This is a genomic window from Actinoplanes lobatus (assembly GCF_014205215.1).
GTDB lineage: Bacteria > Actinomycetota > Actinomycetes > Mycobacteriales > Micromonosporaceae > Actinoplanes > Actinoplanes lobatus.
The window spans coordinates 9,795,805-9,822,009 of sequence record NZ_JACHNC010000001.1 but is presented as its reverse complement, the minus strand read 5'-3'; the positions used below and the strand labels follow the sequence as shown (position 1 = coordinate 9,822,009).

The window sequence follows — 26,205 nt, the reverse complement described above, 5'->3', positions numbered from 1 at the left end:
TTCCAGGGGGGTCTGTTGCGGTTGTGCGGTGGTTCAGGAGGCGACGGCAGCGGGGGTACGGACGCCGAGCTCGGCCAGCAGCGAGGAGCGGAGTGCGGCGAGCCCGGAGTCGCCGCGGTCCCGTGGGCGGGCGCCCGGCACGTCGAGCACGAGCCGGATCGAGGCGGCGTCGTCCACATCGCCGGGTTGTCCACAGGCGGTCCGGCGGCGGGATCCGCTTTCCGCCACACTGTCCTGTGGGGGCTCCCCCTGGGAGGGCGGGCCGACGGTGGGGGCGGTTTTGCGCGCGGACGGCCCGGCGCCCAGCAGCACGATCCGGTCGGCCAGGTGCAGCGCCTCGTCGACGTCGTGGGTGACCAGCAGGACCGTGGTGCCGGCCTCCCGCTGGACGTCGGCGAGCAGGTCCTGCATGCGCAGCCGGGTCAGCGCGTCAAGTGCGGCGAACGGCTCGTCGAGCAGCAGCACGCCGGGGCGCCGGGCCAGGGCGCGGGCCAGTGCGGCCCGCTGCGCCATGCCGCCGGACACCTGCCGGGGCCGGTGTTTCGCGAAGCCGGCGAGCCCCACGACGGAGAGCCAATGTGCGACCTCCGCGCGGGCGCGGTCGCCGGTGACGTCGCGGGGCAGCCCGAACGCCACGTTGCGCTCCAGGTTCCGCCAGGGCAGCAGCCGCGGTTCCTGGAAGACGACGGCGCAGCGGGGCTCGAAGCCGCGCACCGGCTGTCCGTCCACCAGCACACTGCCCGTGGTCGGGGTGTCCAGGCCGCCGGCCAGCCGCAGCAGGGTCGACTTGCCGCAGCCGGACGGCCCGAGCAGGGCGACCACCTCGCCGGCGGCCACGTCGAGGTCGACGTCCGCGAGGATCGCGCGGCGACGGCCGCTCGCGGTGAACTCCTTGCCGACGCCGGAGATGTGCAGGGGTACGGCGCTCATGCCGCGCACTATACCGACTATTCCTACCGGTTAACTAGGGTGTCGATTCGCGGTCACGGCCCCGCCGCGGGCGGTAAATGTCTGGTGCGATCCGCCGGACACGGCGATCATCGAGGGCATGAGTGCCAGGTTGCGCGGGATCGCGCGGGAGACGGTCGCGATCACCGAGCAGGGGTGGTATGAGGGTCCGGACGGGGTCGTGGACATCGCCGCCACGGTGGCCGCCGCGGTCGAGGGGACCCGCCTGCACCTGCCTGATGATCCACTTCCGGAGCCCGTGGCGGCAGCCGGCCCACCCGTGATCGAGGTGACCGCGGAGTCCACTCTGGCCGCCGCGCGCCGGGTCGGCGCCGGGGTGGCCTGCCTCAACTTCGCGTCGGCCCGCAACCCGGGCGGCGGCTTCCTCAACGGGGCCCAGGCGCAGGAGGAGAGCATCGCCCGTGGCTCGGCGATCTATCCCGCGCTGCTGGCCGCCGGTGACTTCTACGCCTTCCACCGGGCCGACCGGGGACTGCTCTACACGGACCGGATCATCTGGTCCCCGGCGGTTCCGGTCTTCCGCGACGACCGTGGCCGGCTGCTGGCTCACCCGTACCCCGTCTCGATTCTGACCTCGGCCGCCCCCAACCGCGCGGCGATCACCCGGAACGAGCCGGACCTGCTCGCGGAGGTCTCCGGCGCGCTCGCCCGGAGGGCGGCGCGGGTGTTGCGGGTGGCCGCCGCCCACGGTGTCCGCGAGCTGGTCCTCGGGGCCTGGGGCTGCGGCGTCTTCGGCAACGACCCGGGCGAGGTGGCGCGGGTCTTCGCCGCGGCGCTGCGCGACGGGCCGTGGTTCGACCGGGTGGTCTTCGCGATCATGGACCGGCGGGAGACGGTCCGTGACGAGTTCCGGGCGGCCTTCGCGCTTCCCGCCGGCGCGGGTCCGCGGACGGTAGGGTAGTCGCTACCGCCTGTCCGCCGTCGCAGCCCGGCTGGAGCGTCATGACGGATTCCGACGATCCCCTGGTCCGGGTCGGGCGCTGGGCGCTCGCCAAGGTCTGGTTCGGTGTGGTGCTCTCCGGCGGCTACGCGCTCGGCCGGCACTACGACTGGCCGCAGGCGTTCCTGACGGCGGCCGCCGTGCTCGGTGCGGTGGCGCTCGCGCTGGCCTCGTCGTTCCTGCCGATCTGGACCAGGCAGCGGCCCAGCGGCATCCCGGTCGCCGACGTCGGCCTGCGGGTGATGGTGTGGGGCGGGCTGACCGGGTCGGTGATCGCCCTGCTGCTGGGCATGCCGGCGGTCGGCATGGTGGCCGCCGCGCTCCTGCTCAACACGGCGGCCCGCACCTTCGGCGACCCGTTCGCGCCGTTCCTGCGGCGGCTGCGGATCACCCCACCGGTCCGCTACCGGGCTCGCGAGCGGACGGTGCCGCCGCGCCGGGTCCGGCGGCCCGGACCGGTCGGGGACCGGGTCGCCTGACCTCTATCTGGCCCGGGTTGCTCAGAGGTTGCCGGACGGTGCCGACGTGAGTAGTACGGGCGGCCGGTTGGGGGCGGCCGGGCCAGGGGGACACGAGATGACCGAAGTGACCGGGGAGGCGGACCCGAGCGCCGGAGGACGGCGGTTCTGGGCCGATCTCAGCGTCAGCCTCAAGATCATTGCGGCGATCGTGATCGCCGTGGTGGTCGCGCTGCTGATCGGTGTGCTGGGACTACGGGCGGCCGCCTCGGCCAGTGACGCGGCGCAGTCGATCTACCGGAGCAACGTGCTGGGCGTGGCGGCGCTGGGAGCGGTGCAGAACGGGATGACCCAGACCCAGCTCGCCCTCTCCGACCACATGCTCAACGCGGGCACCGACGCCGAAGGGCAGTACGAGGAGCAGATCTCCGACGACTTCGACGCCGTGCAGAAGGCCTGGGCCGCCTACGAGGCCACCGACCCGGTCCCCGATCCGGCCATGGTCGACGACGTGAAAGCCGACTGGCAGAAGTTCGTGCAGACCGCGAACGAGAAACTGGTCCCCGCCGCCCAGAGCAACGACATGGACGCCTGGGTGGCGATCCGCAACGGCCCGCTCCAGGAACTGACCACCGAGGTCAACGGACACCTCGCCGAGATGGTCCAGATCGAGCAGGGCGCGGCGGCACAGGCGGCCGAGAACGCCCGCTCCCGGCACGAGAGCAGCCGCCTCCAGTCGATCCTGCTGCTCGTCGTCGGCGTCGTCGTGGCACTCGGACTCGGCGTCCTGGTGGCGCGGGGCATCGTCCGCTCGCTGGACCGGGTCACCGCGGTCTGTGAAGGCCTGGCCGACGGCGACCTGACCCGGCAGACCGGGCTCACCAGCCGCGACGAGCCCGGGCGCATGGGCCGCGCCCTGGACCTCGCCATCACCCGGCTCCGGGACACCGTCGGCACCATCGGCGGGTCCGCGATCACGCTGGCCAGTGCCTCCGAGGAGCTGTCCACGGTCAGCGCCCAGTTGCAGAGCGGGGCCGCAGACGTCGCCGACAAGGCCGGCGCCGCCAGCTCGGCCAGCGAGTCGGTCAACATCGGCATCCAGTCGGTCGCCGCCGGCGCCGAGGAGATGAGCGCCTCGATCACCGAGATCGCCTCCAACGCGGCCGACGCGGCCCGGGTCGCCCACGAGGGCATGGCCGTCGCCGAGCGCACCACCAACCAGGTCGCCGAACTCGGCGCCGCCAGCGCGGAGATCGGCGACGTGGTCCGGCTGATCACCGTCATCGCCGAGCAGACCAACCTGCTGGCCCTCAACGCCACCATCGAGGCCGCCCGCGCCGGTGAGCTGGGCAAGGGTTTCGCCGTGGTGGCCGGTGAGGTCAAGGAGCTCGCCCAGCAGACCGCGAAGGCGACCGAGGAGATCATCGAGCGGATCGCCGCCATCCAGGAGTCCAGCGGCTCGGCGGCCACCGCGATCGACGAGATCACCCAGGTCATCCAGCGCATCGGCGACTACACCACGACCATCGCGTCCGCCGTGGAGGAGCAGACCGCCACCACCGGCGAGATGAGCCGGTCGGTGTCGGACGCCGCCACCAGCAGCGGCGACGTCGCCCGGACCGTCTCCGGGGTCGCCGAGGTCGCGGCTGCCACCGCCGAGGGCGCCGAGGCCACACAGCAGGCGGCGGCAGACCTCACCCGGCTCGCCGGGGACCTGACCAACCTGGTCGGCGGGTTCCGCCACTGAACCCTGGACCCTCGTGACGGGAGAGATCGTGACCAGTGCGCCCTACGGGCTCAGCCGGCCCACCCTGGACGACGCCCGGGCCGCGGTGCTCCGGGTCCACGCCGGGGACGGCGCCCGGATCTGGAACGACCTGCTCCGCACCGCCGGGCTCACCGGAAACGAGCCCGCCGGCCTGGACCGGATGCTCGCCGTCATGCACGACGCCGACCCGTCCACCCGGCTCTGCGCCGTCGCCGTCAAGATCCGGGTCACCGCATACACCCAGCTCGCCGCCGCGCACAGCATCCTGTAGGAGTCACCGTGAACACCGACCTCTTCGACCGGCTCGGCGTCCCGGAGCGGATCCGGGAGATCGCCGGGTACGACCTCTTCGACGAGGACCTGCGGACCAGCCTCGACGCCATCGCGAAACGCAGCGCCGGGCTCCTCGAGGCGCCGATCTCGATGGTGTCGATGATCCTCGACACCTCACAGTTCATCATCGGCTCGTACGGGCTGTCCGGATGGGTGGCCGACGCGGAGGGCACGCCGGCGGAATGGGCCATGTGCACGCACACCGTGCTCGCCGGGGAGCCCTACTGCGTCGTCGACGGGACGCAGGATCCCCGGCACGCCGACAACCCGTTCCTGCGGATGACCGGGATGCGCAGCTATCTCGGGGTGCCGCTGATCGGCGGTGGGCACGCGCTCGGGGCGCACTGCGTGATCGACGCGCGGCCACGGATCTTCACCGACGTCGACCGGGCGGTGCTGGCCGACGGGGCGGAGAAGGTGATGCGGCTGCTCGACGCGTACCGGCTCAGGTAGCGGCTTCGTCCTTGCTCAGGGGCGCGCCGTCCCAGCGCCAGTCGGACGGCCGGCGGTCCCGTCCGGGCAGGTCGCCGCGGCCGGTCGCCCAGAGCAGTGTCGGCCAGCGGCCGGTGTCCGTGGGCGCGTCGCGGAACAGGCGGCGCAGCGCACGGTCGCACAGGTCCTCCGGCGGGGCCCACTCCAGATCGAGGGCCCGTGCGACGTCGTGCATGTGGGCCAGCGTCTCCACAACGCCCATGGCGGCGAAACCGGACGGATCCGAAGCACCGTACGGGTGGTAGGCCACCCGGTCCGCCGGAACCACCTCGACCACCGCCACCAGCAGGCCGGCCGCCGAGTCCAGCACCTGGATCAGGCCCTCCCGGCTCGCGCCGTCCTCGGCGTAGACGGTCAGCGCCGGCCCGCCGTCCCGGTGGTGCCGCCATCCGAAGGGGACGTAGGTGGCCCGTGGCGGATTCCTCGGCGTCAATTGGGTGGCATAGGCGAACAGATCGTCGGCCATGTGCTCGATCGTTTCCCAGCAGGACCAGATCAGGCCGGCGGCCGGGGTGTGCCAATCCCGGTCCGTCGCGGTCCGCAGGGTGGCGATGGCCAGGTCAACCGCCTCGCGGACATCCCGCGCACCGATGGAGTTCTCAGTCATCGCGGCAATTTATCCCCACGGGTGACGAGCGGCCACGGAATTTGTCGTACCCCAGGCGCATCATCGCGGTATGGGAGAACCAGCAACGCCGATTCGCCGCCGGATTGAGCTCACCGTCGCTGAGGCTCGCCTGCGGTTCCAGCAACTCGTCCGCGTCACCGGGGTGACCGGGCAGGTGACCGTCGTGGTCGACGGCGGGCGGCCGATCGCCGCCATCGTGCCGGCCTCGCAGGTGCTCGACCCGCCGCCACCTCCGCCGCCACCTCCGGCGGCGCCCTCGGCTGCGGCTGAGGGGTGGATGCGCCGTATCGAGAAGGTGCGGGAGGACGTCCGTCGCCAGCACGCGCAACGCATCGGTGACCTGTCCCAAGCCTTGGATGAGGCATGGAGGCTTCTCGATGAAATACGGCCGCCGGGCACCGACCGGACTGTGGACACCCTGCGTGCCGCCCATGTAGACCTTCGGAAGGCTCGCTGATCAAAGGCCACTTCGCCGATAGGAGCGGCGCTAAGATCGGACAATGGCTCGACAGCTCGACCTATTCGTCCCGGGAATCGTCTACCTCGATGTGATCTTCACCGGCCTCCGTGAGCTGCCCGAGCCCGGCACCGAGGTCTGGGCGCCCGGCATGGGCTCGTGCCCCGGCGGCGTCGCCAACCTGGCGGTGGCCGCCAGCCGGCTCGGCCTGCACACGGGGCTCGGCACGGCGCTGAGCTCGGACGCCTACGGTGAGTTCTGCCACCAGGTGCTCAGCCGTCAGGAGGGGATCGACCTCTCCGCCTCACGCCGCCTCGACGACTGGCACTCGCCGGTGACCGTGTCGGTGGCGTACGACCGGGACCGCAGCATGATCACCCACGGCCATCCCCTGCCCACCGACGCCGACGGGCTGGTCAACGGCCTCCCCGCGGCCCGCAGCGCCGCCGTGAGCCTGGCGCCGGAGGGCACCGGCTGGGTGCGCCGCGCCCGCGCCGCCGGGACACTCGTCTTCGCCGACGCCGGATGGGACGACACCGACCAGTGGTCGTGCGAGGTGCTCGGAGTGCTCGCCGACTGTCACGCCTTCCTGCCCAATGCGGTCGAGGCCATGCGCTACACCCGTACCGACGAGCCGCGCCAGGCCCTGGAGAAACTGTCCGGTCTCGTACCCGTGGTGGTGGTGACCTGCGGCGGCGACGGGGCGCTCGCCGTCGACGGGAGCACCGGGGAGGTCGCGTCCGTCCCCGGCGTACCGGTGGAGGCCCTCGACCCGACCGGCGCCGGCGACGTCTTCACCGCGGGATTCGTCACCGGCACGCTCGGCGGCTGGCCGCTCGCCGAGCGGGTGGCCTTCGCCACGCTCGTGGGCGCCCTGTCGGTGCAGCATTTCGGCGGCTCCCTGTCGGCCCCCGGCTGGGGCGACATCGCCGACTGGTGGACCGCCACCCGCGCCGGCGCCGCCCGCCACCACGGCGACTCCAGCGAGGCGGTCCTGGCCCGGCGGTTCGGCTTCCTCGACGACGTGATCCCACCGGGCAGCCGCAACGCGGTCCACCGCGCCACGGCCACGATCGCCCGCCTCTCCGACGTCAGCCCCGGCCACTGACCCGGGTGAATGCCCTTCCCCGGCCGTTCGTGTCCGGCGTCCGCCGGCGTTCATGTCACGGCCCGGCGCCTTCTGCCCGGCCGTCGCCCGTGGGTCAGGGCGGCGGAGAACGATGATCGGTAACCGAGCCATGGAGATCGCATGCGACTGACGATTCTCGGCGGCGGGGGTTTCCGTGTGCCGCTGGTGCACCGGGCGCTGCTCGCCGACCGCGAGCAGACCGGCATCACCGAGCTGGTCCTGCACGACGTCGACGCCGGGCGCCTCGACGCGATCGGCCGGGTGCTCACCGCCCAGGCGCGTGGCGTGCCCGGAGCCCCGCGGCTGATCACCACCACCGACCTGGACACCGCGGTCACCCGCGCGGACTTCGTGTTCTGCGCGGTCCGGGTGGGCGGCCTGCGCGGGCGGGTCACCGACGAGAGGGTGGCACTCGAAGCGGGCGTCCTCGGCCAGGAGACGGTCGGCGCCGGTGGCATCTCCTACGGCCTGCGCACCGTCCCCGAGGCCCGCCGTATCGCCGCCCGCATCGCGCGCCTCGCCCCCGCCGCCTGGACGATCAACTTCACCAACCCCGCCGGTCTGGTCACCGAGGCCATGGCCACCCACCTCGGCGACCGGGTCATCGGCATCTGCGACTCCCCGTCCGGACTGGTCGACCGCGTGCTGAAGGCCCTCGGCGCCGACCCCGGCACGGTCCGCGTCGACTACGCCGGGCTCAACCACCTGGGCTGGCTCTACGGCGTCCACCTCCTCGACGCGGCCGACCCGCGTGCCGCGGTCCCGCTCGGGGCGGGCGCTCGGCGTACCGGGGCGGGTCTGCCGGGTGTTCCGGGATCGGCTCGCGGGACCGGGGCGCCCGGGCCGGCCGGGCCCGGCGCTGACGGCGACGGGAATCTCCTGGCGCGCCTCCTGGCCGACCGCCCGCGGCTGGAATCCTTCGAGGAGGGCCGCCTCTTCGGCGCCGACCGTCTTCGTGACCTGGGCGCGATCCCCAACGAGTATCTGCACTACTACTACGATCCGGCCGGCACGCTGGCCGCGGTGCGGCAGGCGGCGCAGACCCGGGGTGAGTTCCTGCTCGGGCAGCAGCGGCGCTGTTATGCCGAGATCCTCGTCCGTGATCCGCTCGGCGCCTGGCTGGGTGCGTGGCGGGAGCGGGAGGCCACCTACATGGCCGAGAACCGGGAGCTCACCGGCGCCGGCGAGCGGGAGCACGACGAGTCCCGGCCGGCCGGTTACGAGGGTGTCGCGCTCGCGGTGATGCGCGCCCTGGCCCACGACGAGCCCACCACCCTCATCCTGAACGTGCGCAACCGGGGCGCCGTCGCCGCTCTCGACGACGGCGCGGTGGTCGAGGTGCCGTGCACGGTGGACGCCCGCGGGGCTTCGCCCCAGCGGATCTCGCCGCTTCCGGCGCACGGCACGGGGCTGATCCAGGCGGTCAAGACGGCCGAGAGGTGGGTCCTGCAAGCGGTCGATTCAGGATCGAAGGCCGCAGCGGTACGGGCGATGGCCGAGCATCCCCTGGTCGGATCGGAACCCGTCGCGGCCCGTCTGATCGACGCCTACCGGGCCGAGTTCCCCGAACTCGCCTACCTGCGGGCCGGGTGAGCCGAAAACTGTCGTACCCGCCTGGCAGGGTGACCGGTGAAAGGGGGCACGAGATGAGGTATGGCTACTTCGGCACGATGAGGACCCGGCCCGGCCACCGGGAGGAGGTCGTGTCCATCCTGCTCAGCGGCGCCGACGGGCTGCGCTCCGCCGGTTGCCACGTCTACGTCGTCGGCGTGTCGGACGACGACGATCAGACCATCTGGGTCAACGAGGTGTGGGAGAGCAAGGAGCATCACGACGCCTCCCTGCAACTGCCCGCGACCCGGGCCGCGATCGCGGCGGCGATGCCGCTGCTGACCGGCGAGTTCACCAGTCAGGAGACAACCGTGCTGGGCGGCCTGGGCGTCCCACCCGAGTGACGGCGCCGGGGCCGGGCGTGTGTCGCCCGGCCCCGGCGTTTCGTGCGGTCAGGCCGCGACCTCGGCGGGGTGGCGCGGCGGGATCGAGTGGTCGATCTCGCGGGCCGGCTTGCGGTTGGGCAGGGCCAGGCGGAAGACCTTGGCCCACGCCGACGCCACCTGGAAGACCAGCGGCCCGGTCACGTAGTTGAGCTGGTAACGCTCGAAGAGCGCCCGCACCTTCGGCGCGACCTCGGCGTAACGGCTGGCCGGCAGGTCGGGGAAGAGGTGGTGCTCGATCTGGTGGGAGAGGTTGCCGGTCATGATGTGCATCAGCTTGCTGCCGGAGATGTTGGCCGAGCCGAGCATCTGCCGGAGGTACCACTCACCCCGGGTCTCGCCGGTGATCGACGTGCGCTCGAAGGTCTCGACGCCGTTCGGGAAGTGACCGCACATGATCACCGAGTGGGTCCACAGGTTCCGGGCCAGGTTGGCCACGAAGTTGGCGGCCATGGTGCCGAAGAGGGCGCCGAGCGGGTTGCCGACGGCGAAACCGACCGGGAGGGCGAGGGCCGGGTGCACGACGTAGTCACGGGTGACCTGCCGGCGGATCTTGTGGAGGACCTGGCGGGCGCGGGCACGGAACTCGGGGTTGTTGCGGCGCTTCTTGGTCCGCAGGTTGCGGCCCAGCTCCAGGTCGTAGGCGGCGATGCCGTATTCGAAGAAGCACGCGTTGACGAAGTTGTAGAGCGGCTGCCCGAGGTGCGCGGGCGCCCACCTCTGCTGCTCGTCGACGCGCATGATGCCGTAGCCGAGGTCGTTGTCCCGGCCGACCACGTTGGTGTACTTGTGGTGCAGCTCGTTGTGCGAGTGCTTCCACTGCTCGGCCGGCGACGCCGAGTCCCACTCCCAGGTGGTCGAGTGGATCTTCGGGTCGCGCATGAAGTCGTACTGGCCGTGGAGGATGTTGTGGCCGATCTCCATGTTCTCCAGGATCTTGGAGATCGACAGGCCGATCGTGCCGAGGACCCAGGCCGGGGGGAAGACCGAGAAGAGCAGGACGGCGCGGCTGCCGAGTTCGAGGCGCCGCTGCACGGCGATCATCCGCCGGATGTGCCGGGCGTCCTGCTCGCCGCGGACGGCGAGGATCTCGTCGCGGATGGCGTCGAGCTCCCGGCCGAGCTGCTCGATGTCCTCCGGGGAGAGATGGGCGATCGGGTTGACTTCCTTGCGCTGGAGCGTCGTCACAGAACTTCCTCGTTCTTTCGGGAGCCGGTTCGGCGGGGAGCCGGCTCGCGGGCGGGGCTCCGAGGCGGCGGGGCTCGGAGGTGGCGCCTCCGAGGTTGCGGGCTCGGAGGAAGCCGTTCTCAAGAAAGTCAGGCGTCCAGCCGGCACGGGCCGGCGGCCGTGGAGATGCATGTCTGGATCAGGACGTTGTCGCCGTCCACCTCGGTCGCGGTGGTGAGCTTGCCGTCGCGGACGTCGCGGACGATGCCCTCGCGCATGGGCAGCACGCACTTGAAGCAGATGCCCATCCGGCAGCCGGATCTCATCAACTGGCCGGCCGCCTCGGCCGCGTCGAGCACCGTGGCGCCGGCGGCGACGTCGACGACCAGGCCGGACTTCTCGAAGGTGACCGTGCCGCCGTCGCCGGCGACCAGCACCGTGGGACGGAAGCGTTCGACGTGCAGCCGCTCGGCGGCGCCCGCGTCGGCCCAGTGCTCCTGGAGGTCGTCGAGCATGTCGCCGGGGCCGCACGCCCAGGTCTCCCGCTCGAACAGGTCGGGCACCAGGTCGGCCAGCGCGGCCGGCTTGAGCCGCCCGTCGGCGCGGGTGTGCCGCTCGATCAGCCGGATCCGGCCCTGGGCGGCGAGCTCACGCAGCTCGGCGCCGAAGACGACGCCCTCCGGGGTCCTGGCCGAGTGCACGACGACCACGTCGCCCAGCTCGGGAAGGGCGCTGCGCAGCATGCCCATCACCGGGGTGATGCCGCTGCCCGCCGTGACGAACAGCGTCCTGGCCGGCCGGGGCGAGGTCAGCACGAAGTCGCCGGCCGGCACGTCGAGGTGGACCAGCATGCCCTTGCGGGCGTGCCGCAGCAGGTGACCGCTGACCACGCCGTCCCGGACGGCGTTCACGGTGACGGTGAACCTGCCGTCGCGACGGCCGGCCGCGCTGGTCACCGAGTAGGCACGCCACAGCCGGACACCGTCGACGTCCACGCCGAGCCGGACGTACTGTCCGGGCTGGTGTGGCTCCCAGCCACGACCCGGGCGCAGCTCCAGGGTGACCGCGTCGGCGGTCTCGGGGCGCACCGCTTCGATCCGGGCGCGCAGGACGGTGGGGTTGCGCAGGGGCGCGATGACGTCGAGATAGTCGGCCGGCACCACCGGAGTGGTGATCAGCTCGACCACGCGCCACGCGCCGTTCCTGAGTCGCCGGGTGAACAGCGATGTCTGATTTACAGGCACCTACCAAGACTGGTCGCTCGCAAAGGCAAAGTCCTGACCTGGGAAAGTGAATCCGGGGCCGCATAATTGTTCGGCGGGGACAAGGACGGACGGAATGTGAGGGAGCCGCGTGAAACAGCCGCTGCGCGACGTACGGTCCTATCGCCTGCCGCCAGAGGTCGTCGACCCACTCCGGCAGGGTTTGTCCGGAGTCTCCTCACAGACGATCAAGGCGATCATCCGGGAGGTCCCGGCGTACGCCGAACCGTTCGCCGGCGAGCTCGGGCACAAGATCGCGAGGGCGGTGCGGGCCGCACTCGCCACCTTCCTGAACCTGGTGTCCCGTCCGGGCGCCGACCCGGGCACCCCGATGGCGTCGGCGATCGAGGCGGCGTACGCGCTGGGCCGCGGCGAGGCCCGCTCCGGCCGCAGCCTGGACGCGCTGCTCGCCGCCTACCGGGTGGGCGCCCGGGTGGCGTGGCGTGAGCTGGCCGCGATCAGTGTCGCCGCCGGGCAGCCCGCCGCCACCATCGCCGACTTCGCCGAACTGGTCTTCGCCTACATCGACGAGCTGTCCGCGGCCAGCGTGGCCGGGCACGCCGACGAACTGGCCGCCTCCGGCCGGATCCGGATGCGCCACCTCCAGGAGCTGGCGCAGGCGCTGGTCGCCGGGGAACCCGCGCACGTGCTCCAGGCCGCCGCCGAGCAGGCCGAGTGGGCGGCCCCGCAGACCCTCACCGCGCTGCTGCTGCCGGAACGCGCGGCACGCTGGGTGATCGACCTGCTCGATCCGCGTACGCTGCAGCTCGCCGACGCCGTACCCGAGCATCCCGGCCTGACCGTGCTGCTGGTACCGGACCCGCAGGGCAGCTCCCGCCCGACCATGACCCGGTTGCTGACCGGCCACAACGTCGTGATGGGCCCGGCCCGCCCATGGCTGGAGGCGAAGAGCTCGCTGGACCGGGCGATCCGGGTGCACCGGCTGACCGCACCGGCCGGCGGCGAGGTCGTCGACACCGAGGACCACCTGGCCGCGGTGGTGGTGACCGCCGACCCGGGCGCGCTGGCGGATCTGCGGGCCTGGGCGCTGACCCCGCTGGCCGGCGAGCGCGGCGCGGCCGCCGCCAAGCTGGTCGAGACGCTGCGCAGCTGGCTGCTGCACCACGGCCGCCGCGAGGACGTGGCCGCTGAACTGTTCGTGCACCCGCAGACGGTCCGCTACCGGATGGCCCGGCTCCGCGAGCTGTACGGCGACCGCCTCCGCGACCCGCGGTGGGTCCTGGCCCTGACCATCGCCCTCGCCATTCCGGAGTGAACGGCGGATATACCAAAGTCAGAACCGGCCGACTTCGGACGACTGGTTCGCCTGGACGGCCCGAAATAGCGTGGTCACCGCAAGGCCGGGCAGGGGAACCGGGTGGTCGGGGACATGAGCGGCGGCGATGCGTCACGGCAGGACGGGACGGTGCTGACGTTCTCGCCGGTGGCCCGCGTCCTGGTGGTGTTCGGGCCGGCCACGCTCGGCGTGCTGATCGGGTTCGCGCTGCCGGTGGCCGCCCGATGGCTGGTCGACGTGGGCTTCCCGGTCCTCGGTGTGGTGTGGCGGGTGGCCGCCTCGGTCGACACCTGGTGGAAGGCCGTCGTGCAGGCCGCGATCTTCGCGGTGGTGGGCGCGCTGGCCAGCGTGGAGCTGGTGCGCGGCACCGTCCGGGTCACGGTCGGCGCCGAGGAGGTGCGGCTGCGGACCGGGGAGAGCGAGGCCGTCGTCGCCCGTTCGGAGATCGGGGCCCTGTTCGTGGACGACGCCGCCCTGGTGATCCTGGACCGGGAGTCGCGGCGGGTGTTCCACGGCGACCCGCAGGCCGAACAGGACGTGCTGGAGCGGGTCTTCCGCGAGCACGGCTACCCCTGGCGGGCCGAGGACCCGTTCGCCGGCCTCTACCAGCGGTGGGTTCCGGAGAGCGGTCAGCTGCCGGTGGCCGTCGAGGCGGTGCTGTCGGCCCGTTCCGTCGCGCTGCGCAAGAAGGCCGCGAAGGAGGCCGCCGAGCTGCGCGGCTCATTGGAGAAGCTGGGTTACGCGGTCCGTGACGACGGCGCCCACCAGCTCTGGCGCCCGCTGGTGCGCTCATGACACCCGCGACCGAGGCGGAGCGGAAGGAGCGGAACAGGCAGCGCGTCTGGGACGTGGCGGCCGTGCTGTCCGCCTATCTCGGTGCGGCGTTCGTGCTCGGCGAGGCCCAGGCCAGCCGCGGGTTGACCGACGAGCAGGTGTTCCTGCATCTGGTGGCCGGGTGCGTCCTCGCCCAGGCGCTCTGGTGGCGGCACCGGTGGCCGGTGGCGGTGGCGGTCTTCCTCAACCTCGTCTCGGTGGTCGCCGAAGGCGCCGGCGTGGCCTCGTTGATCGCCCTCTTCACGGTCGTCACGTTGCGGCGCGGGCGGCCGACGGTGCTGGTCACCGCGCTCAGCCTGGTGACCGGGCTGCTCTTCACGTGGCTCAATCCGGACCCGGCCGTGCCGGCGGTGGTCGCCGTCGCGCTCACTGTCGCGATCACCGCCGCCACGGTCGCGATCGGGCTGGCGGCGCGGGCGCGGCGGGAGCTGATCGCGTCGCTGCGGGAGCGGGCGGCCCGCGCCGAGGAGGAGACGCGGCTGCGGGCCGACCGCCTGCGTTCGCTGGAACGGGAACGGATCGCCCGGGAGATGCACGACGCGCTCGCCCACCGGATCTCGATGGTCAGCCTGCACGCGGGTGCCCTCCAGATCCGTCCCGACCTGACCCCGGAGGAGGTGGCGAAGGCGGCCGCCACCATCCGGGACAGCGCCCACCAGGCCCTCGAGGACCTGCGCGAGATCCTCGGCGTGCTGCGGGCCGGCGACGGCGACGGCGACGGCCTCCGGCCGCAACCCGACCTGCGAGACCTGGGCGATCTCCTCGCCGACGCCGACCGGGCGGGGGTACGGGTGAGCACCGTCAACCACCTGGACGGACTGCCGATCAGCGCCTCACTGGGGCGGACCCTGTACCGGCTGATCCAGGAGGGCCTCACGAACGCGGGCAAGCACGCGCCCGGCACGTCCGTACGCCTGCTGTTGGAGAGCACCGGTGAGGGTGAGCTGCATCTGTTGATCTCCAACCCGTTGCCGGGCATCGCGCGCAGCGTGGTTCCGGGGGCGGGCGCCGGGCTGGTCGGGCTGGCCGAACGGGTGGAGCTGCTGCACGGGCGGCTGTCGCACGGTGTCCGCACCCACCCGGGCGCGGGCCTGAGTTTCGATCTGGAGGCGTGGTTGCCGTGGCCGAGCTGATCCGGGTGCTGATCGCCGATGACGACCCGCTGGTGCGGGTGGGCCTGTCGCTGGTGCTGGGCGCGGCGCCGGAGATCCAGATCGTCGGTGAGGCGGGCGACGGCGCCGAGGCGGTCGAGCTGGCCCGGCGCCTGCGGCCGGACGTGGTGCTGATGGACGTGCGGATGCCCCGGACGGACGGCCTGGCCGCGACCGCCGAGCTGCGCCGGTACGGCCCGGCCCCGGCGATCGTGGTGCTGACCACCTTCGACACCGACGAGAACCTGCTCGGGGCGCTGCGCCTGGGGGCCAACGGCTTCCTGCTGAAGGACATCGCGCCGACCGAGATCCTGGACGCGGTGCGGCGGGCGGCCGCCGGTGAGTCGATCCTGGCGCCGTCGGTGGTGCCGCGCCTGATCGGGTACGCGGTGGCCCGTGACCCGGAGAGCGACGGCGGCCGCGGCAGCCGGGCGTCGGCGGTGCTCGACCGGCTCACCGAGCGGGAGCGGGAGGTGGCCGACGCGGTGGCGACCGGGCGCTCCAACGCGGAGATCGGCGCGGAGCTGCACATGAGCGTGCCGACCGTGAAGGCGTACGTCTCCCGGCTGCTCGACAAGCTCGGCTGCGCGAACCGGGTGCAGGTGGCGATCCTGGTCCACGAGTCCCGCGCCGGAAAGTGACATCTCTCGTGAGGGTCGTTACAGGAGGTGGTTTCCGGCGGTGACTCCGGCTAGCTTTGACGGACGCAAAGACCTACTTGTTCAGTAGGCATTGCGACGCTCGTCACAACTGCTGAGCAGGGTGTTCAACGTGATCGAAATCGGCGGTCTTCGTAAGACGTACCGCTCCAGGAATGGCTCGGTGCGGGCTGTCGACGGGGTTGACCTCACTGTCGGTGAGGGCGAGGTCTTCGGTGTCCTGGGTCGCAGCGGCGCGGGCAAGAGCACCCTGCTGCGCTGCGTCAACATGCTGGAGCGGCCGGACGCCGGCACGGTCACGGTCGACGGCGTCGAGCTGACCGGTCTGCGCGGCAAGCGGCTGCGGACCGCCCGCCACGGGATCGGGATGATCCACCAGCACTTCGCGCTGCTCTCCTCACGCACCGTGGCCGGTAACGTCGCGTTCGCCCTGGAGGTGACCGGCACCCCGCGGGCCGAGCGCAAGGCCCGGGTCGCCGAGCTGCTCGAACTGGTCGGTCTCAGCGAGCGCGCGGACGCGTACCCGGCCCAGCTGTCCGGTGGCCAGAAACAGCGGGTCGGCATCGCCCGCGCGCTCGCCGCGCGGCCCCGGGTGCTGCTCTCCGACGAGGCCACCTCGGCGCTCGACCCGGAGACCACCGACTCGATCCTGCGGCTGCTGCTCGACCTGAACCGCCGGCTCGGCCTCACCATCCTGCTGATCACCCACGAGATGACCGTGGTGAAGCGGATCTGCACGTCGGCCGCGGTGATGCGGGACGGGCGGTTCACCGAATCCGGCGCCATCACCGACCTGCTGCGGCGGCCGGAGTCGGAGCTGGCCCGCGACCTGTTCCCGCTGGAGCCGGTGACCGGCACGGCCGGGGAGACGATCGTCGACATCACGGTGAGCGGTGCCGAGGCCGACGAGCCGATCATCGCGGAACTGGCCCGGCGGTTCGCTCTCGACGTACGCATCCTGGGTGGTTCCGTGGAAACGCTCGCCGCGACGCGCGCCGGGCGCTGGCGTCTCGCCCTGCCGGGCGCCCCCGACGACAACCGCGAGGCCCTCGACTACCTGCGCAAACGGGGTGTGGCGGCATGAGCGAGCTTGCGAGCGAATCATCGGGCTCAGTGCTGAGGTCGTGGCGACGCCGGAGCGAAGCGGAGGTGGCGGCATGACCTGGTCGGAGATCTACGAGCTGCTCGACGTCGGGGTGCGCGAGACGGCCTGGATGGTCGGCGTGTCGGCGCTGCTCACCGCCGTCGGCGGTCTGCTCGTCGGGGTGCTGCTGGTGCTCACCGGCCCCGGCGGCCTGCTGCCGATGCGGCCGCTCAACGCCGTCCTCGGCCTGATCGTGAACGTCGGCCGGTCGCTGCCGTTCATCATCCTGCTGGTCGCGGTCATCCCGTTCACCCGCATGGTCGTCGGCACCACGATCGGCACCGACGCGGCGATCGTCCCGCTGACCATCGGCGCCATCCCGTTCTTCGCCCGGATCGTCGAGTCGGCGCTGCGCGAGGTGCCGCCGGACGTGGTCGCCGCGGCCACCGCGATGGGCGCCACCCGCACCCAGATCGTCGGCAAGGTGCTGCTCCGCGAGGCCCTTCCGGCCCTGGTCGCGGGCCTGACCATCACGGTGATCGCGCTGGTCGGCTACTCGGCGATGGCCGGGGTGGTCGGCGGCGGCGGTCTCGGCGACCTCGCCATCCGGTACGGCTACCAGCGCTTCGAGACCGAAGTGATGATCGCGACCGTGGTGGCCCTGGTGATCCTCGTCCAGCTCGTCCAGATGCTCGGTGACCTGCTCGTCCGCAGGCTGTCACACCGCTGAACACCCCCCGGCCGTGACCCGGGCCGGGGTCCGTCTCAATTCCTTCAACGCCCATCGAAATGAAAGGCTCATCATGCGCCGCCGCTCCTTCGCCGCCGTCCTGGCCGCCGCCACCCTCACCCTGGGCCTGGCCGCGTGCGGCTCGTCCGACTCCTCCGACAGCGCGGACAAGGACACCCTCAAGGTCGGCGTCAGCCCGGTCCCGCACGGCGAGATCCTCAAGTACGTCTCCGAGAACCTGGCCGCCGCCGAGGGCCTGAAGATCGAGATCGTCGAGTTCAACGACTACATCCAGCCCAACGTGGCGCTCAGCGAGAAGCAGCTGGACGCCAACTACTTCCAGCACATCCCGTACCTGGAGGAGGAGGTCGCGTCGAAGGGCTACAAGTTCACCGCGCTCAAGCCGGTGCACATCGAGCCGCTCGGCGTCTACTCCAAGACCGTGAAGACCCTGGCCGAGGTGCCCTCCGGCGGCGTCGTGGGCATCCCGAACGACCCGTCGAACTCGGGCCGCGCCCTCGCCCTGCTCGCCAAGAACGGCCTGATCACCCTGAAGGACGGCGTCGGCGTCAAGGCGACCGAGAAGGACATCACCGCCAACCCGAAGAACCTCCAGTTCAAGGCGCTCGAGGCCGCGCAGCTGCCGCGCAGCCTGGAGGACACCGCGATCTCGGTGATCAACGGCAACTACGCGATCGAGACCGGGCTCAAGCCGGCCACCGACGCGCTCGTGCTGGAGGCCGGCGACGACAACCCGTACGCCAACCTGGTCGTGGTCCGCGCCGGTGACGAGACCGACGCGCGGGTCGTGAAGCTGGAGAAGCTGCTGCACTCCGCCGAGGTGAAGAAGTTCATCGAGGACAAGTACCAGGGTTCGGTGCTGGCCGCGTTCTGATCTTCGGGGAGCCGCGTGCGGCTCCCCGAAACCCTCAGCAGGCGCCCTGGTCCGCCCACACGTCGGCGGATCCGGGCGTCTCGCCCTGCGTCCACCACTTGGCCCGCCAGGTACGCCCGTTGTGCGACACCAGGTTGCCGCCCACGTAGACCGCGCTGCTGCTCCACGCCGCCGCCGAGCATCCGGTCGGCGGGGGAGTGGTGCCGCCCCCGCCGGTGCCGCCGATGTTGACGTCGATGCACGAGTAGAACGCGTTGGCGGTGTCGGCGATCGTCCAGACGGCGAGGACCTTCTGCCGTCCCGAGAACCCGCTCAGGTTGACGGTGTGCGACAGCGTCGCCGGCGGCTGTTGGCTGTTGCCGGCGAAGTACCCGACCCGCGTGCCGCCGATGAAGTACTCCCAGCTCGTCGTCGCGTGCCGGGCCGTGTTGATCCAGGTGAACGTCTGCGAGGTGCCGACGTTGGTGGCCGGCCAGCCCTTGCTGTCGTCGTTGAGCTCGGCGAAGACGGCGTTGTTGCCGTGACAGTTCCGTAGGCCCTTGGGGCCCTCGACGCTCTGCGGCTCGTACTTGATCTGCCCGCAGGAGACCCGCCCCTGCGCGCAGAGGGCCTGCCGGCTGGGCGGTGACGAGACATATCCGTGCGCGGCCGCCGGTGAGGCGACCAGTATCGAGCCCGCGGTCCCCAGGGCGGCGACGGCGAGCAGGGCCAGAAACTTGCGCATGCCACTCCCTCCAATGACGGATGTCGATTGATGGATGTGACAGAAATATAAAGTAAGGTTTCCTAAATTAAAAGCGGGATGGCGCGATCCGCACACGACGGCGCATGATCGGGGCATGACCGAGGAGACCGCCACCGAACGGCGCCGGCGCTTCGGCGAACTGCCCGCCCGGATCCGGCCCGAGGACCACGTCGAGCTGGTCGACATCCGCCGCCCGGAGGGCCGGCCGGCCACCGCACTCGACCCCGAACACGAGCGCGCCCTGCACACGGCCGCCTGAGGCAACAGAGCTTCAAACCTTTGTCCGGTACGCCTACCAAAAGCCCCCGCCGCTCCCCGCGAGCTGATCACCGGTCCAGACCGTGCCGCGCCCGCCGGGCGTGAGTGGGTGGTCACCCGCCGAACCCGGTGGCCCGTGCGGCGCCAGCCGCCCAAACCAAACCGTGCCCACAGTGGCCCGTGCGGCGCCAGCCGCCCGGGCCGGACCGTGCGGCGCTAGCCGCCCGGGCCGGACCGTGCGGCGCTAGCCGCCCGGTCAGGCCAGGATCGTTTCGATCCGCTCGGTGGGGAGCCCGAGGGCCGAGCCGACCAGGTCGTTGGTGAGGACGCCGGCGTGCACGTTCAGGCCCAGCGCGAGCGCCGGGTCGGCCCGCAGCGCGTCGCGCCAGCCCAGGTCGGCCAGGCGCAGGACGTACGGCAGGGTGGCGTTGGTGAGCGCGTAGGTCGAGGTGTTCGGCACCGCGCCCGGCATGTTGGCGACGCAGTAGAAGACCGACTCGTGCACCCGGTAGACCGGGTCCTGGTGGGTGGTGGGCCGCGAGTCCTCGAAGCAGCCGCCCTGGTCGATCGCGATGTCGACCAGCACCGAGCCGGGCTTCATCCGCTTCACCAGCGCGTTGCTGACCAGGGTGGGGGCCTTCGCACCGGGCACCAGCACCGCGCCGATCACCATGTCGGCGTCCAGGACCGACTGCTCGATCGCGTACGAGCTGGACACCAGGGTCTTCACCCGGCCGCCGAACCGGTCGTCGATCTGCCGCAGCCGCGGGATGCTCAGGTCCAGCACGGTGACGTCGGCGCCCAGGCCGAGGGCGATGGTCGCCGCGTTCACGCCGGAGACACCGCCGCCGATCACCGTCACCTTCGCGGGCGCGACCCCCGGGACACCGCCCGGCAGCACACCCCGGCCGCCGCTGTTGCGCATCAGGCTGTACGCGCCCACCTGCGGCGCGAGCCGGCCGGCCACCTCGGACATCGGCGCGAGCAGCGGCAGCGACCCGTCGGCGAGCTGCACCGTCTCGTACGCGATCGCGGTGGTCCCGCTGTTCAGCAGTGCCTTGGTGCCCTCGGCGTCGGCCGCCAGGTGCAGATAGGTGAAGAGGACCTGCCCGGCGCGTAGCCGGTGGTACTCCTCGGCGATCGGCTCCTTCACCTTGAGGATCATGTCGGCGGTGCCCCACACCGCGTCCGCGTCCGCGAGGATCCGGGCGCCCGCCGCCTCGAAGTCGGCGTCGCTGATGGCGGATCCCACGCCGGCGCCGGCCTGGACCGACACCTCGTGCCCGTGTCGTACCGCCTCCACGACACCGGCCGGGGTGATCGCCACCCGGTACTCGTGGTTCTTGACCTCTGCAGGCACACCGATGTGCATGGGGTTCCTTCCGCCATCAACTCCCGATGGCGATAGAGTGGAACGATGTGCAGCCCGGGGGCAACACGAGCGAAGAAGATTCTGAACGCTTACGTCCATGGGCAGATCCTTCGATGCGGCGGTCTCGGGTGACCGATCTGCCGAAGGATGTTCGAGGCCTCGATCACATCGACCTGGAGTTGCTGAGCCTCCTGGAGTCCGACGGCCGGATGCCCAACAACGCGCTCGCCGAACGGGTCGGCATCGCCCCGTCGACCTGCCTCACCCGGATCCGCCGGCTGCGCGAGATCGGCGCGGTCCGCGGCTTCCACGCCGACGTCGACCCCGCCTGGATCGGCCGCCCGATCCAGGCCATGATCGCCGTGCGGATCCGATCCGACGCCCGCGAGGAGATCGGCCGCTTCGCCGAGTCGCTGGCCGGCATCCCGGCGGTCCGCGACGTCTACTTCGTCTCCGGGTCGTACGACTTCCTGCTGCACGTCGCCTGCGCCGACGTCGACGACCTCCGCTCGATCATCACCGAGCGGCTCAGCGGCACCCGCCTGGTCGCCGGCACCGAGACCTACCTGATCTTCGAACACCGCCGCGGCTCCTGACCGCGCCGCGGCTTCCTCCTGCTCGCGCTGCCGCTCCCGTCATGACCGCGCCGCCGTGGCTCTGGACCGGACCGGAGCGCTTCGGCCGTTACCGGGCTGGCCGTCGCTCCAGCCAGATCGTGTCCGGCCAGCCCGGCCGCTCCGCGGGCCGGTCACGGTCGTGCTCACCGGCCTGCTGGTGCTCCTGTTCCTCGGCGCCTGGCATCTGGCCACCCGCCTATGGCCCCCCACCGCGCTGACCCACGCGCGTGGCGCGCCACGCGCGCCACGCGCCAACCTTCCGCGTTCTTGGACGTTTTGCCACCGCCGGCGGTCGTAAGGCGTCCAGGATTGCGGAGGCGCGGATGAGGGCGGTGCTTCGTGCGCCAACCTTCCGCGTTCTTGGACGTTTTGCCACCGCCGGCGGTCGTAAGGCGTCCAGGATTGCGGAGGCGCGGATGAGGGCGGTGCTTCGTGCGCTGACCTTCCGCGTTCTTGGACGTTTTGCCACCGCCGGCGGTCGTCAGGCGTCCAGGATTGCGGAGGCGTGGATGAGGGCGGTGCTTCGTGCGCTGACCTTCCGCGTTCTTGGACGTTTTGCCACCGCCGGCGGTCGTCAGGCGTCCAAGATTGCGGAGGCGTGGATGAGGGCGGTGCTTCGTGCGCTGACCTTCCGCGTTCTTGGACGTTTTGCCGCCGCCGGCGGTCGTCAGGCGTCCAGGATTGCGGAGGCGTGGATGAGGGCGGTGCTTCGTGCGCTGACCTTCCGCGTTGTTGGACGTTTTGCCACCGACAGCGGTCGTAAGGCGTTCAAGATCGCGGAGGTCTGGGCTGGGCGGTGAGCGGTCGTTCAAGATTGCGAGGGTCTGGGTGGGGCGGTGAGCGGTCGTCCAAGATCGTGGAGGCGTGGGTGGGGTGGTGCTGCGCGCGCTGACCTTCGTTGATCTTGGACGCTTTGCCGCCGTCGGCGGTCGTAAGGCGTCCAAGATTGCGGGGGTGTGGGCGCGGGATGCGGTGAGTGATCGTCGCTGGTGCGGCGGTATTACTCCGCGGGGGCCAGGCGGTCGCTCAGGACGTGGGCGGCGAACAGGTGGAAGCCCACCACCAGCGGGATCGTCGCCGGGACCGAGAGGGCCAGGAAGAAGGCGAGCACGCCGGCCAGCGCCGGGGCGAGCGCCGACCACGGCCGGCTCACCGCCTGCCCCCACGCCCAGCCGATCGCGGCCTTCCACGACTGAGACGGATCACGGCCGCCGGCCACCAGGGTGAGCGTGGCGACCCCGGCCAGCCAGCTGACGACGGCCGCGGTGATCACCAGCATCGGGGTGCCGCCGGGTACCCAGCCGCGGCTCAGCGCCACCAGGTCGACCAGCAGCAGCGCGGCCACCAGTACGACCGGGACACCGGGCAGCAGGGTGCGGCGGAACTGTCGCAGCAACGGCCGGAACGCCGGCAGCGAACCGGCGTGGTAGCGGTGCCGGACCGCCGTCGAACCGGCCGCCAGCGCCGCCGGCAGGGTCAGGACCGGCAGTGCCGCGACCGTCACCCCGATGCCGATCAGCGCGAGATCGGCGCCGAGCGCGAACCGTTCGCGCCAGTCCGGACGGATCTCCGGCTCGTCCTCCTGCGGCCAGTTCGGGCCGCCCGGCCCACCGGCCGTCATGGCGAGCGGGGCGCTGGGTTCACCGGTCGTGGTGGGGAGCGGGGCGCTGGGTTCACCGGTCGTGGTGGGGAGCGGGGCGCTGGGTTCACCGGTCGTGGTGGGGAGCGGGGCGCTGGGTTCACCGGTCGTGGTGGGGAGCGGGGCGCTGGGTTCACCGGTCGTGGTGGGGAGCGGGGCGCCCGGCCCGCCCGCCGGAGAGGCGAGCGGGCCGGTGGCGGCGGGCGTCGTCATCCCTTGAGGCCTGACGTGTTGATGCCCTCGACGAGCATCCGCTGGAAGGCCACGAAGAACAGGAAGACGGGGGCCAGCGACAGCACCGACATGGCGAACATCGGGCCGACCGAGGACTGGCCGCTGGAGTCGATGAACAGGGTCAGCGCCACCGGGGCGGTGTACTTCTCCAGGTCGGACAGGTAGACCAGCTGGCGGAAGAAGTCGTTCCACGTCCAGATGAACGAGAAGATCGCGGTGGACACCAGGGCCGGCCGGGACAGCGGCAGGATCACGTGCCGGAAGACACCGTACGGGGAGCAGCCGTCGATCGTGGCGGCCTCGTCCAGGTCACGGGGCACACCCCGCATGAACTGGACCATCAGGAAGACGAAGAACGCCTCGGTGGCCAGCAGCTGCGGGACGATCAGCGGCGCGTACGGCCAGTCGCCGCCCACCCAGCCGAACGTCTTGAACATGACGAACTGCGGCACGATCAGCACGTGGCCGGGCAGCAGCAGCGTCCCGATCATGATGGCGAACCAGAAGCCGCGCAGCCGGAACTTCAAACGGGCGAAGGCGTACGCCGCCAGCAGGCACGAGATGCAGTTGGCGACCACCGTGAGGCCCGCCACGAGCGCGCTGTTGAGGAAGAACCGCCCGAAGCTGACGTCGAAGTTGCTCCAGCCGTCGGTGTAGTTGCTCGGCGTCCACTCCTCGGGCAGCACCGCCACGTTGTTCAGGACCTCGGACGGGCTCTTGAACGAGCTGCCGAGCATCCACACCAGCGGGTAGAGCACCACCGCCGAGAGCAGGACCAGCGTCAACGGCCGGGCCAGGCGCTGGAGGGTCATCAGTCTTCTCCGTCCGAGTAGTGCACCCAGAACCTGCCGGTCCGGAAGACGAGGGCGGTGACCAGGCCGATCGCGAGCAGGAAGACCCAGGCCATCGCCGAGGCGTAGCCCATCTGGTATTCGTTCCAGCCCTTGATGTAGAGGTGCAGCGTGTACATGAGGGTCGAGTCGACCGGGCCGCCGGTGCCGTTGCTGAGCACGAACGCCGAGGTGAAGCCCTGGAAGCCGTTGATCGTCTCGAGCACCAGGTTGAAGAAGATCACCGGTGACAGCATCGGGAGCGTGATGCTGAGGAACTTGCGCCACGGGTTGGCGCCGTCCACCGAGGCCGCCTCGTACAGCTCGACGGGGACCTGCTTGAGACCGGCCAGGAAGATCACCATCGGGGCGCCGAACTGCCACACGGCCAGCAGGATCAGCGTGCCGAGCGCGAAGTCCGGGTCGTTCACCCACGCCTTGCCCTCGATGCCGAACCAGCCGAGGAAGGAGTTGAACGCGCCGTCCCGGTTGAACATGTTGACCCAGACGATGGCCAGCGCCACGCTGCCGCCCAGCAGGGAGGGCAGGTAGAACAGGCCACGGAACAGGCCGGCGCCCTTGAACGACTTGTTCAGCAGCATCGCCACACCGAGCGCGGCGGCCAGTTTGAGCGGGGTGGCCACCAGCGCGAAGACCAGGGTGACCCGGACCGCGTGCCAGAAGGACGGGTCCTCGGTGAACATGGTGCGGTAGTTGTCCAGCCCCACCCACTTCATCGACTCCCAGTCGGAGAGGACGTCGTAGTTGGTGAAGCTGAGGTAGAGCGACATCAGCATCGGGACGGCCGTGATGGTGAGCAGCCCGAGCAGCCAGGGGGAGAGGAAGACGTAGCCGGCGACGCCGTCGTTCCTGCGCTTGGCGGGCCGGCCCCGCCGCTGGGAAGCGGCGGGACCGGTCGTCGGCGCGGTCGGCGAGGGCCGTGCCGTTGTTGCCATGGGACTCACCGGCTGATCGCGGCCTGGGCGGCGGCGAAGAACTGCTCGGCGGCCTTGGCCGGGGTGGCGCGCCCGTACTGGGCCTCCTCCGCGGCCTTGATCAGCTCGGAGCGGACCGTGCTGTGGCCCTTCGGCGGCACGGCGGGCGCCGGGCCGAAGTTCTTCGCCAGCTCCTGAACGACCGCGATGGTCTGCTTCATCGACGGGTTCTCGGTCGTCGCGGCGACCTGGGCGCGGATCTCGGTGTTCGCCGGGATGCCGCGGTCGGTGCCGAGGATCTTGCCGGCCTCCGGGTCGTTGGCCAGGAAGTTCAGCACGTCGGCGGCGACGTCCTTGTGCTCGCTGCCCTTGTAGACGGAGAAGTACATCGAGGCGCGCGGCCACTGCTTGCTGGCGTCACCCGGGTACGCGATGACCTCCAGCGCGTCCTTGGTGTTCTTCTGGAGCTCGGGCATCTGGTTGGCCCACACCCAGGAGGTGAGCGCCTTGCCGGTGACGACCAGCTGCTTGCTGACGTCGGTGGCGTTGCCCTCGTGGATCACGTCCGGCGTCGGGGTGGCCTTGGCGTCCCGGGCGCCCTTCCACAGCTCGAACCAGGCCTGCACGTCGGCCTGGGTGAAGCCGAGCTGGCTGCCGTTGTAGAACTCCTTGCCGTTCTGGCGCAGCCACACCCAGAACGCCTTGTAGTCGGCGCTCGGGTCCTGGGTGCCGGCGACACCGGTCTTCGCGGCGGCGTCCTTGGCCCAGGCGATGTGCTCCTCCCAGGTCTGCCCGGTGGTGGGCAGCGGCACCTTGGCGGCCTCCAGCTTGGTCTTGTTGAAGACCAGGCCCTGGGTGTTCTCACCGATCGGCAGGCCGGCCAGCTTGCCGTCCACGGTGGCGTACGTGACGAGACCCTGCGGGAACTTCGAGGTGTCGATCTTCCCGGACTTCTGGTACTCGGTGAGGTCCTGCGTGACGTTGCGGGTCGCGTACTCGGCCAGGTAGTTGTCGTCGATCTGGAAGATGTCCGGCGCGTCGTTGCCGGCGGTGAGCGTGGCCAGCTTGTCGAAGTAGCCCTGGTTGGCCTGCCAGGTCTTCTTGAACGTGACCTCGGGGTGTTTGGTCGTGTAGAGGGCGAGGGCCTGCTCGGTGAGCTGGGCGCGGGCCTCGGCGCCCCACCAGAAGAAGCTCAGCTCGACCTTGCCGTCGTCGCTGGACTCCTCGCCGCCACAGGCGCCGAGGGCGAGGGGAAGGGCCAGCATGCCGGCGACCAGGCCGCGGAGCAGGCGGCGCCGGGGAAGGGGGTGGGATGCGGTCATGGGGGT

Annotated in this window: 29 protein-coding genes; 19 read left to right on the top strand and 10 right to left on the bottom strand. The window is 71.4% G+C overall.

Annotated elements, in window-relative coordinates; all coding sequences use genetic code 11:
• Nucleotides 1-33: 33 nt before the first annotated feature.
• Nucleotides 34-930 carry an ABC transporter ATP-binding protein gene (locus BJ964_RS44635; protein ID WP_188126308.1) on the bottom strand — a complete coding sequence of 299 codons (897 nt, stop codon included), beginning with the start codon at nt 928-930 and terminating at the stop codon, nt 34-36.
• Nucleotides 931-1,048: 118 nt separating this feature from the next.
• On the opposite strand from BJ964_RS44635, the gene BJ964_RS44630 reads away from it, so the two are divergent.
• The 5 genes from BJ964_RS44630 (at nt 1,049) to BJ964_RS44610 (ending at nt 4,921) form a co-directional block, all read left to right on the top strand.
• A complete protein-coding gene (locus BJ964_RS44630) occupies nt 1,049-1,870 on the top strand; it encodes a TIGR02452 family protein (RefSeq protein ID WP_188126307.1) in 822 nt (273 codons plus the stop codon).
• 41 nt (nt 1,871-1,911) lie between these two features.
• A complete protein-coding gene (locus BJ964_RS44625; protein ID WP_188126306.1) occupies nt 1,912-2,388 on the top strand; it encodes a hypothetical protein in 477 nt (158 codons plus the stop codon).
• Nucleotides 2,389-2,485: 97 nt separating this feature from the next.
• Nucleotides 2,486-4,114, top strand: coding sequence for a methyl-accepting chemotaxis protein (locus tag BJ964_RS44620; protein WP_188126305.1), 1,629 nt, complete (start codon nt 2,486-2,488; stop codon nt 4,112-4,114).
• A 28-nt stretch (nt 4,115-4,142) separates the two neighbouring features.
• The gene (locus BJ964_RS44615) at nt 4,143-4,406 is read left to right on the top strand and encodes a hypothetical protein (RefSeq protein ID WP_229807135.1); all 264 of its coding nucleotides are present in this window, start codon (nt 4,143-4,145) and stop codon (nt 4,404-4,406) included.
• 8 nt (nt 4,407-4,414) lie between these two features.
• Nucleotides 4,415-4,921 (top strand): GAF domain-containing protein, encoded by a 507-nt coding sequence (locus tag BJ964_RS44610; protein ID WP_188126304.1) that lies wholly within the window; start codon nt 4,415-4,417, stop codon nt 4,919-4,921.
• On the opposite strand, the gene BJ964_RS44605 is transcribed toward BJ964_RS44610, so the two are convergent.
• Nucleotides 4,914-5,567, bottom strand: a complete 654-nt coding sequence (locus BJ964_RS44605) for a DinB family protein (protein ID WP_188126303.1) — start codon at nt 5,565-5,567, stop codon at nt 4,914-4,916. The genes BJ964_RS44610 and BJ964_RS44605 overlap by 8 nt on opposite strands.
• A 70-nt stretch (nt 5,568-5,637) precedes the next feature.
• On the opposite strand from BJ964_RS44605, the gene BJ964_RS44600 reads away from it, so the two are divergent.
• From BJ964_RS44600 to BJ964_RS44585, 4 genes are all read left to right on the top strand, one after another.
• Nucleotides 5,638-6,045 (top strand): hypothetical protein, encoded by a 408-nt coding sequence (locus BJ964_RS44600; RefSeq protein ID WP_188126302.1) that lies wholly within the window; start codon nt 5,638-5,640, stop codon nt 6,043-6,045.
• Between the two features lie 43 nt (nt 6,046-6,088).
• Nucleotides 6,089-7,153 (top strand): carbohydrate kinase family protein, encoded by a 1,065-nt coding sequence (locus BJ964_RS44595; protein ID WP_188126301.1) that lies wholly within the window; start codon nt 6,089-6,091, stop codon nt 7,151-7,153.
• A gap of 141 nt (nt 7,154-7,294) precedes the next feature.
• On the top strand, nt 7,295-8,767 hold the full coding sequence (locus BJ964_RS44590) for a family 4 glycosyl hydrolase (RefSeq protein WP_229807136.1): 1,473 nt from the start codon (nt 7,295-7,297) through the stop codon (nt 8,765-8,767).
• Between the two features lie 53 nt (nt 8,768-8,820).
• Nucleotides 8,821-9,129, top strand: a complete 309-nt coding sequence (locus BJ964_RS44585; RefSeq protein WP_188126300.1) for a putative quinol monooxygenase — start codon at nt 8,821-8,823, stop codon at nt 9,127-9,129.
• Between the two features lie 48 nt (nt 9,130-9,177).
• Here BJ964_RS44585 and BJ964_RS44580 read toward each other — a convergent pair whose 3' ends face one another.
• On the bottom strand, nt 9,178-10,356 hold the full coding sequence (locus tag BJ964_RS44580; RefSeq protein ID WP_188126299.1) for a fatty acid desaturase family protein: 1,179 nt from the start codon (nt 10,354-10,356) through the stop codon (nt 9,178-9,180).
• A gap of 128 nt (nt 10,357-10,484) precedes the next feature.
• Nucleotides 10,485-11,579 (bottom strand): ferredoxin reductase, encoded by a 1,095-nt coding sequence (locus BJ964_RS44575; protein ID WP_203832691.1) that lies wholly within the window; start codon nt 11,577-11,579, stop codon nt 10,485-10,487.
• Between the two features lie 109 nt (nt 11,580-11,688).
• Here BJ964_RS44575 and BJ964_RS44570 point away from each other — a divergent pair, with 109 nt between their 5' ends.
• The 7 genes from BJ964_RS44570 to BJ964_RS44540 all read left to right on the top strand — a co-directional run bounded on the left by BJ964_RS44570 (nt 11,689) and on the right by BJ964_RS44540 (nt 18,247).
• Nucleotides 11,689-12,873 (top strand): helix-turn-helix domain-containing protein, encoded by a 1,185-nt coding sequence (locus BJ964_RS44570; RefSeq protein WP_188126298.1) that lies wholly within the window; start codon nt 11,689-11,691, stop codon nt 12,871-12,873.
• Between the two features lie 114 nt (nt 12,874-12,987).
• A complete protein-coding gene (locus BJ964_RS44565; RefSeq protein WP_188126297.1) occupies nt 12,988-13,689 on the top strand; it encodes a YqeB family protein in 702 nt (233 codons plus the stop codon).
• Entirely contained in the window at nt 13,686-14,861 is a 1,176-nt protein-coding gene (locus tag BJ964_RS44560) for a sensor histidine kinase (RefSeq protein ID WP_188126296.1), read from the top strand. Before BJ964_RS44565 ends, BJ964_RS44560 begins: the two co-directional genes overlap by 4 nt.
• Entirely contained in the window at nt 14,840-15,520 is a 681-nt protein-coding gene (locus BJ964_RS44555; protein WP_407650829.1) for a response regulator, read from the top strand. Before BJ964_RS44560 ends, BJ964_RS44555 begins: the two co-directional genes overlap by 22 nt.
• 130 nt (nt 15,521-15,650) lie before the next feature.
• A complete protein-coding gene (locus BJ964_RS44550) occupies nt 15,651-16,622 on the top strand; it encodes a methionine ABC transporter ATP-binding protein (RefSeq protein WP_188126294.1) in 972 nt (323 codons plus the stop codon).
• Nucleotides 16,623-16,695: 73 nt separating this feature from the next.
• Nucleotides 16,696-17,352, top strand: coding sequence for a methionine ABC transporter permease (locus BJ964_RS44545; RefSeq protein ID WP_188126293.1), 657 nt, complete (start codon nt 16,696-16,698; stop codon nt 17,350-17,352).
• A gap of 73 nt (nt 17,353-17,425) precedes the next feature.
• Nucleotides 17,426-18,247: a MetQ/NlpA family ABC transporter substrate-binding protein gene (locus BJ964_RS44540; RefSeq protein ID WP_188126292.1), complete on the top strand. Its 822-nt coding sequence runs from the start codon at nt 17,426-17,428 to the stop codon at nt 18,245-18,247.
• Nucleotides 18,248-18,281: 34 nt separating this feature from the next.
• Here BJ964_RS44540 and BJ964_RS44535 read toward each other — a convergent pair whose 3' ends face one another.
• The gene (locus tag BJ964_RS44535) at nt 18,282-18,971 is read right to left on the bottom strand and encodes a lytic polysaccharide monooxygenase (RefSeq protein ID WP_188126291.1); all 690 of its coding nucleotides are present in this window, start codon (nt 18,969-18,971) and stop codon (nt 18,282-18,284) included.
• A 115-nt stretch (nt 18,972-19,086) separates the two neighbouring features.
• On the opposite strand from BJ964_RS44535, the gene BJ964_RS44530 reads away from it, so the two are divergent.
• On the top strand, nt 19,087-19,251 hold the full coding sequence (locus BJ964_RS44530) for a hypothetical protein (protein WP_188126290.1): 165 nt from the start codon (nt 19,087-19,089) through the stop codon (nt 19,249-19,251).
• Between the two features lie 255 nt (nt 19,252-19,506).
• Here BJ964_RS44530 and ald read toward each other — a convergent pair whose 3' ends face one another.
• Nucleotides 19,507-20,622, bottom strand: a complete 1,116-nt coding sequence (ald, locus tag BJ964_RS44525) for an alanine dehydrogenase (protein ID WP_188126289.1) — start codon at nt 20,620-20,622, stop codon at nt 19,507-19,509.
• A 128-nt stretch (nt 20,623-20,750) separates the two neighbouring features.
• On the opposite strand from ald, the gene BJ964_RS44520 reads away from it, so the two are divergent.
• Together BJ964_RS44520 and BJ964_RS44515 are read left to right on the top strand one after the other, a co-directional pair.
• Nucleotides 20,751-21,218: an Lrp/AsnC family transcriptional regulator gene (locus tag BJ964_RS44520; protein ID WP_188126288.1), complete on the top strand. Its 468-nt coding sequence runs from the start codon at nt 20,751-20,753 to the stop codon at nt 21,216-21,218.
• Nucleotides 21,219-21,562: 344 nt separating this feature from the next.
• Nucleotides 21,563-22,039, top strand: a complete 477-nt coding sequence (locus BJ964_RS44515; protein ID WP_188126287.1) for a hypothetical protein — start codon at nt 21,563-21,565, stop codon at nt 22,037-22,039.
• Between the two features lie 200 nt (nt 22,040-22,239).
• Here BJ964_RS44515 and BJ964_RS44510 read toward each other — a convergent pair whose 3' ends face one another.
• Genes BJ964_RS44510 through BJ964_RS44495 form a run of 4 tightly spaced genes read right to left on the bottom strand, consistent with a single transcriptional unit; the run spans nt 22,240 to nt 26,199 of the window.
• A complete protein-coding gene (locus BJ964_RS44510) occupies nt 22,240-23,091 on the bottom strand; it encodes a hypothetical protein (RefSeq protein WP_262479435.1) in 852 nt (283 codons plus the stop codon).
• The gene (locus tag BJ964_RS44505; protein ID WP_188126286.1) at nt 23,088-23,924 is read right to left on the bottom strand and encodes a carbohydrate ABC transporter permease; all 837 of its coding nucleotides are present in this window, start codon (nt 23,922-23,924) and stop codon (nt 23,088-23,090) included. Before BJ964_RS44505 ends, BJ964_RS44510 begins: the two co-directional genes overlap by 4 nt.
• Entirely contained in the window at nt 23,924-24,898 is a 975-nt protein-coding gene (locus BJ964_RS44500; RefSeq protein ID WP_188126285.1) for a carbohydrate ABC transporter permease, read from the bottom strand. Before BJ964_RS44500 ends, BJ964_RS44505 begins: the two co-directional genes overlap by 1 nt.
• 5 nt (nt 24,899-24,903) lie before the next feature.
• Entirely contained in the window at nt 24,904-26,199 is a 1,296-nt protein-coding gene (locus BJ964_RS44495; protein ID WP_188126284.1) for an ABC transporter substrate-binding protein, read from the bottom strand.
• Between the last annotated feature and the right edge of the window lie 6 nt (nt 26,200-26,205).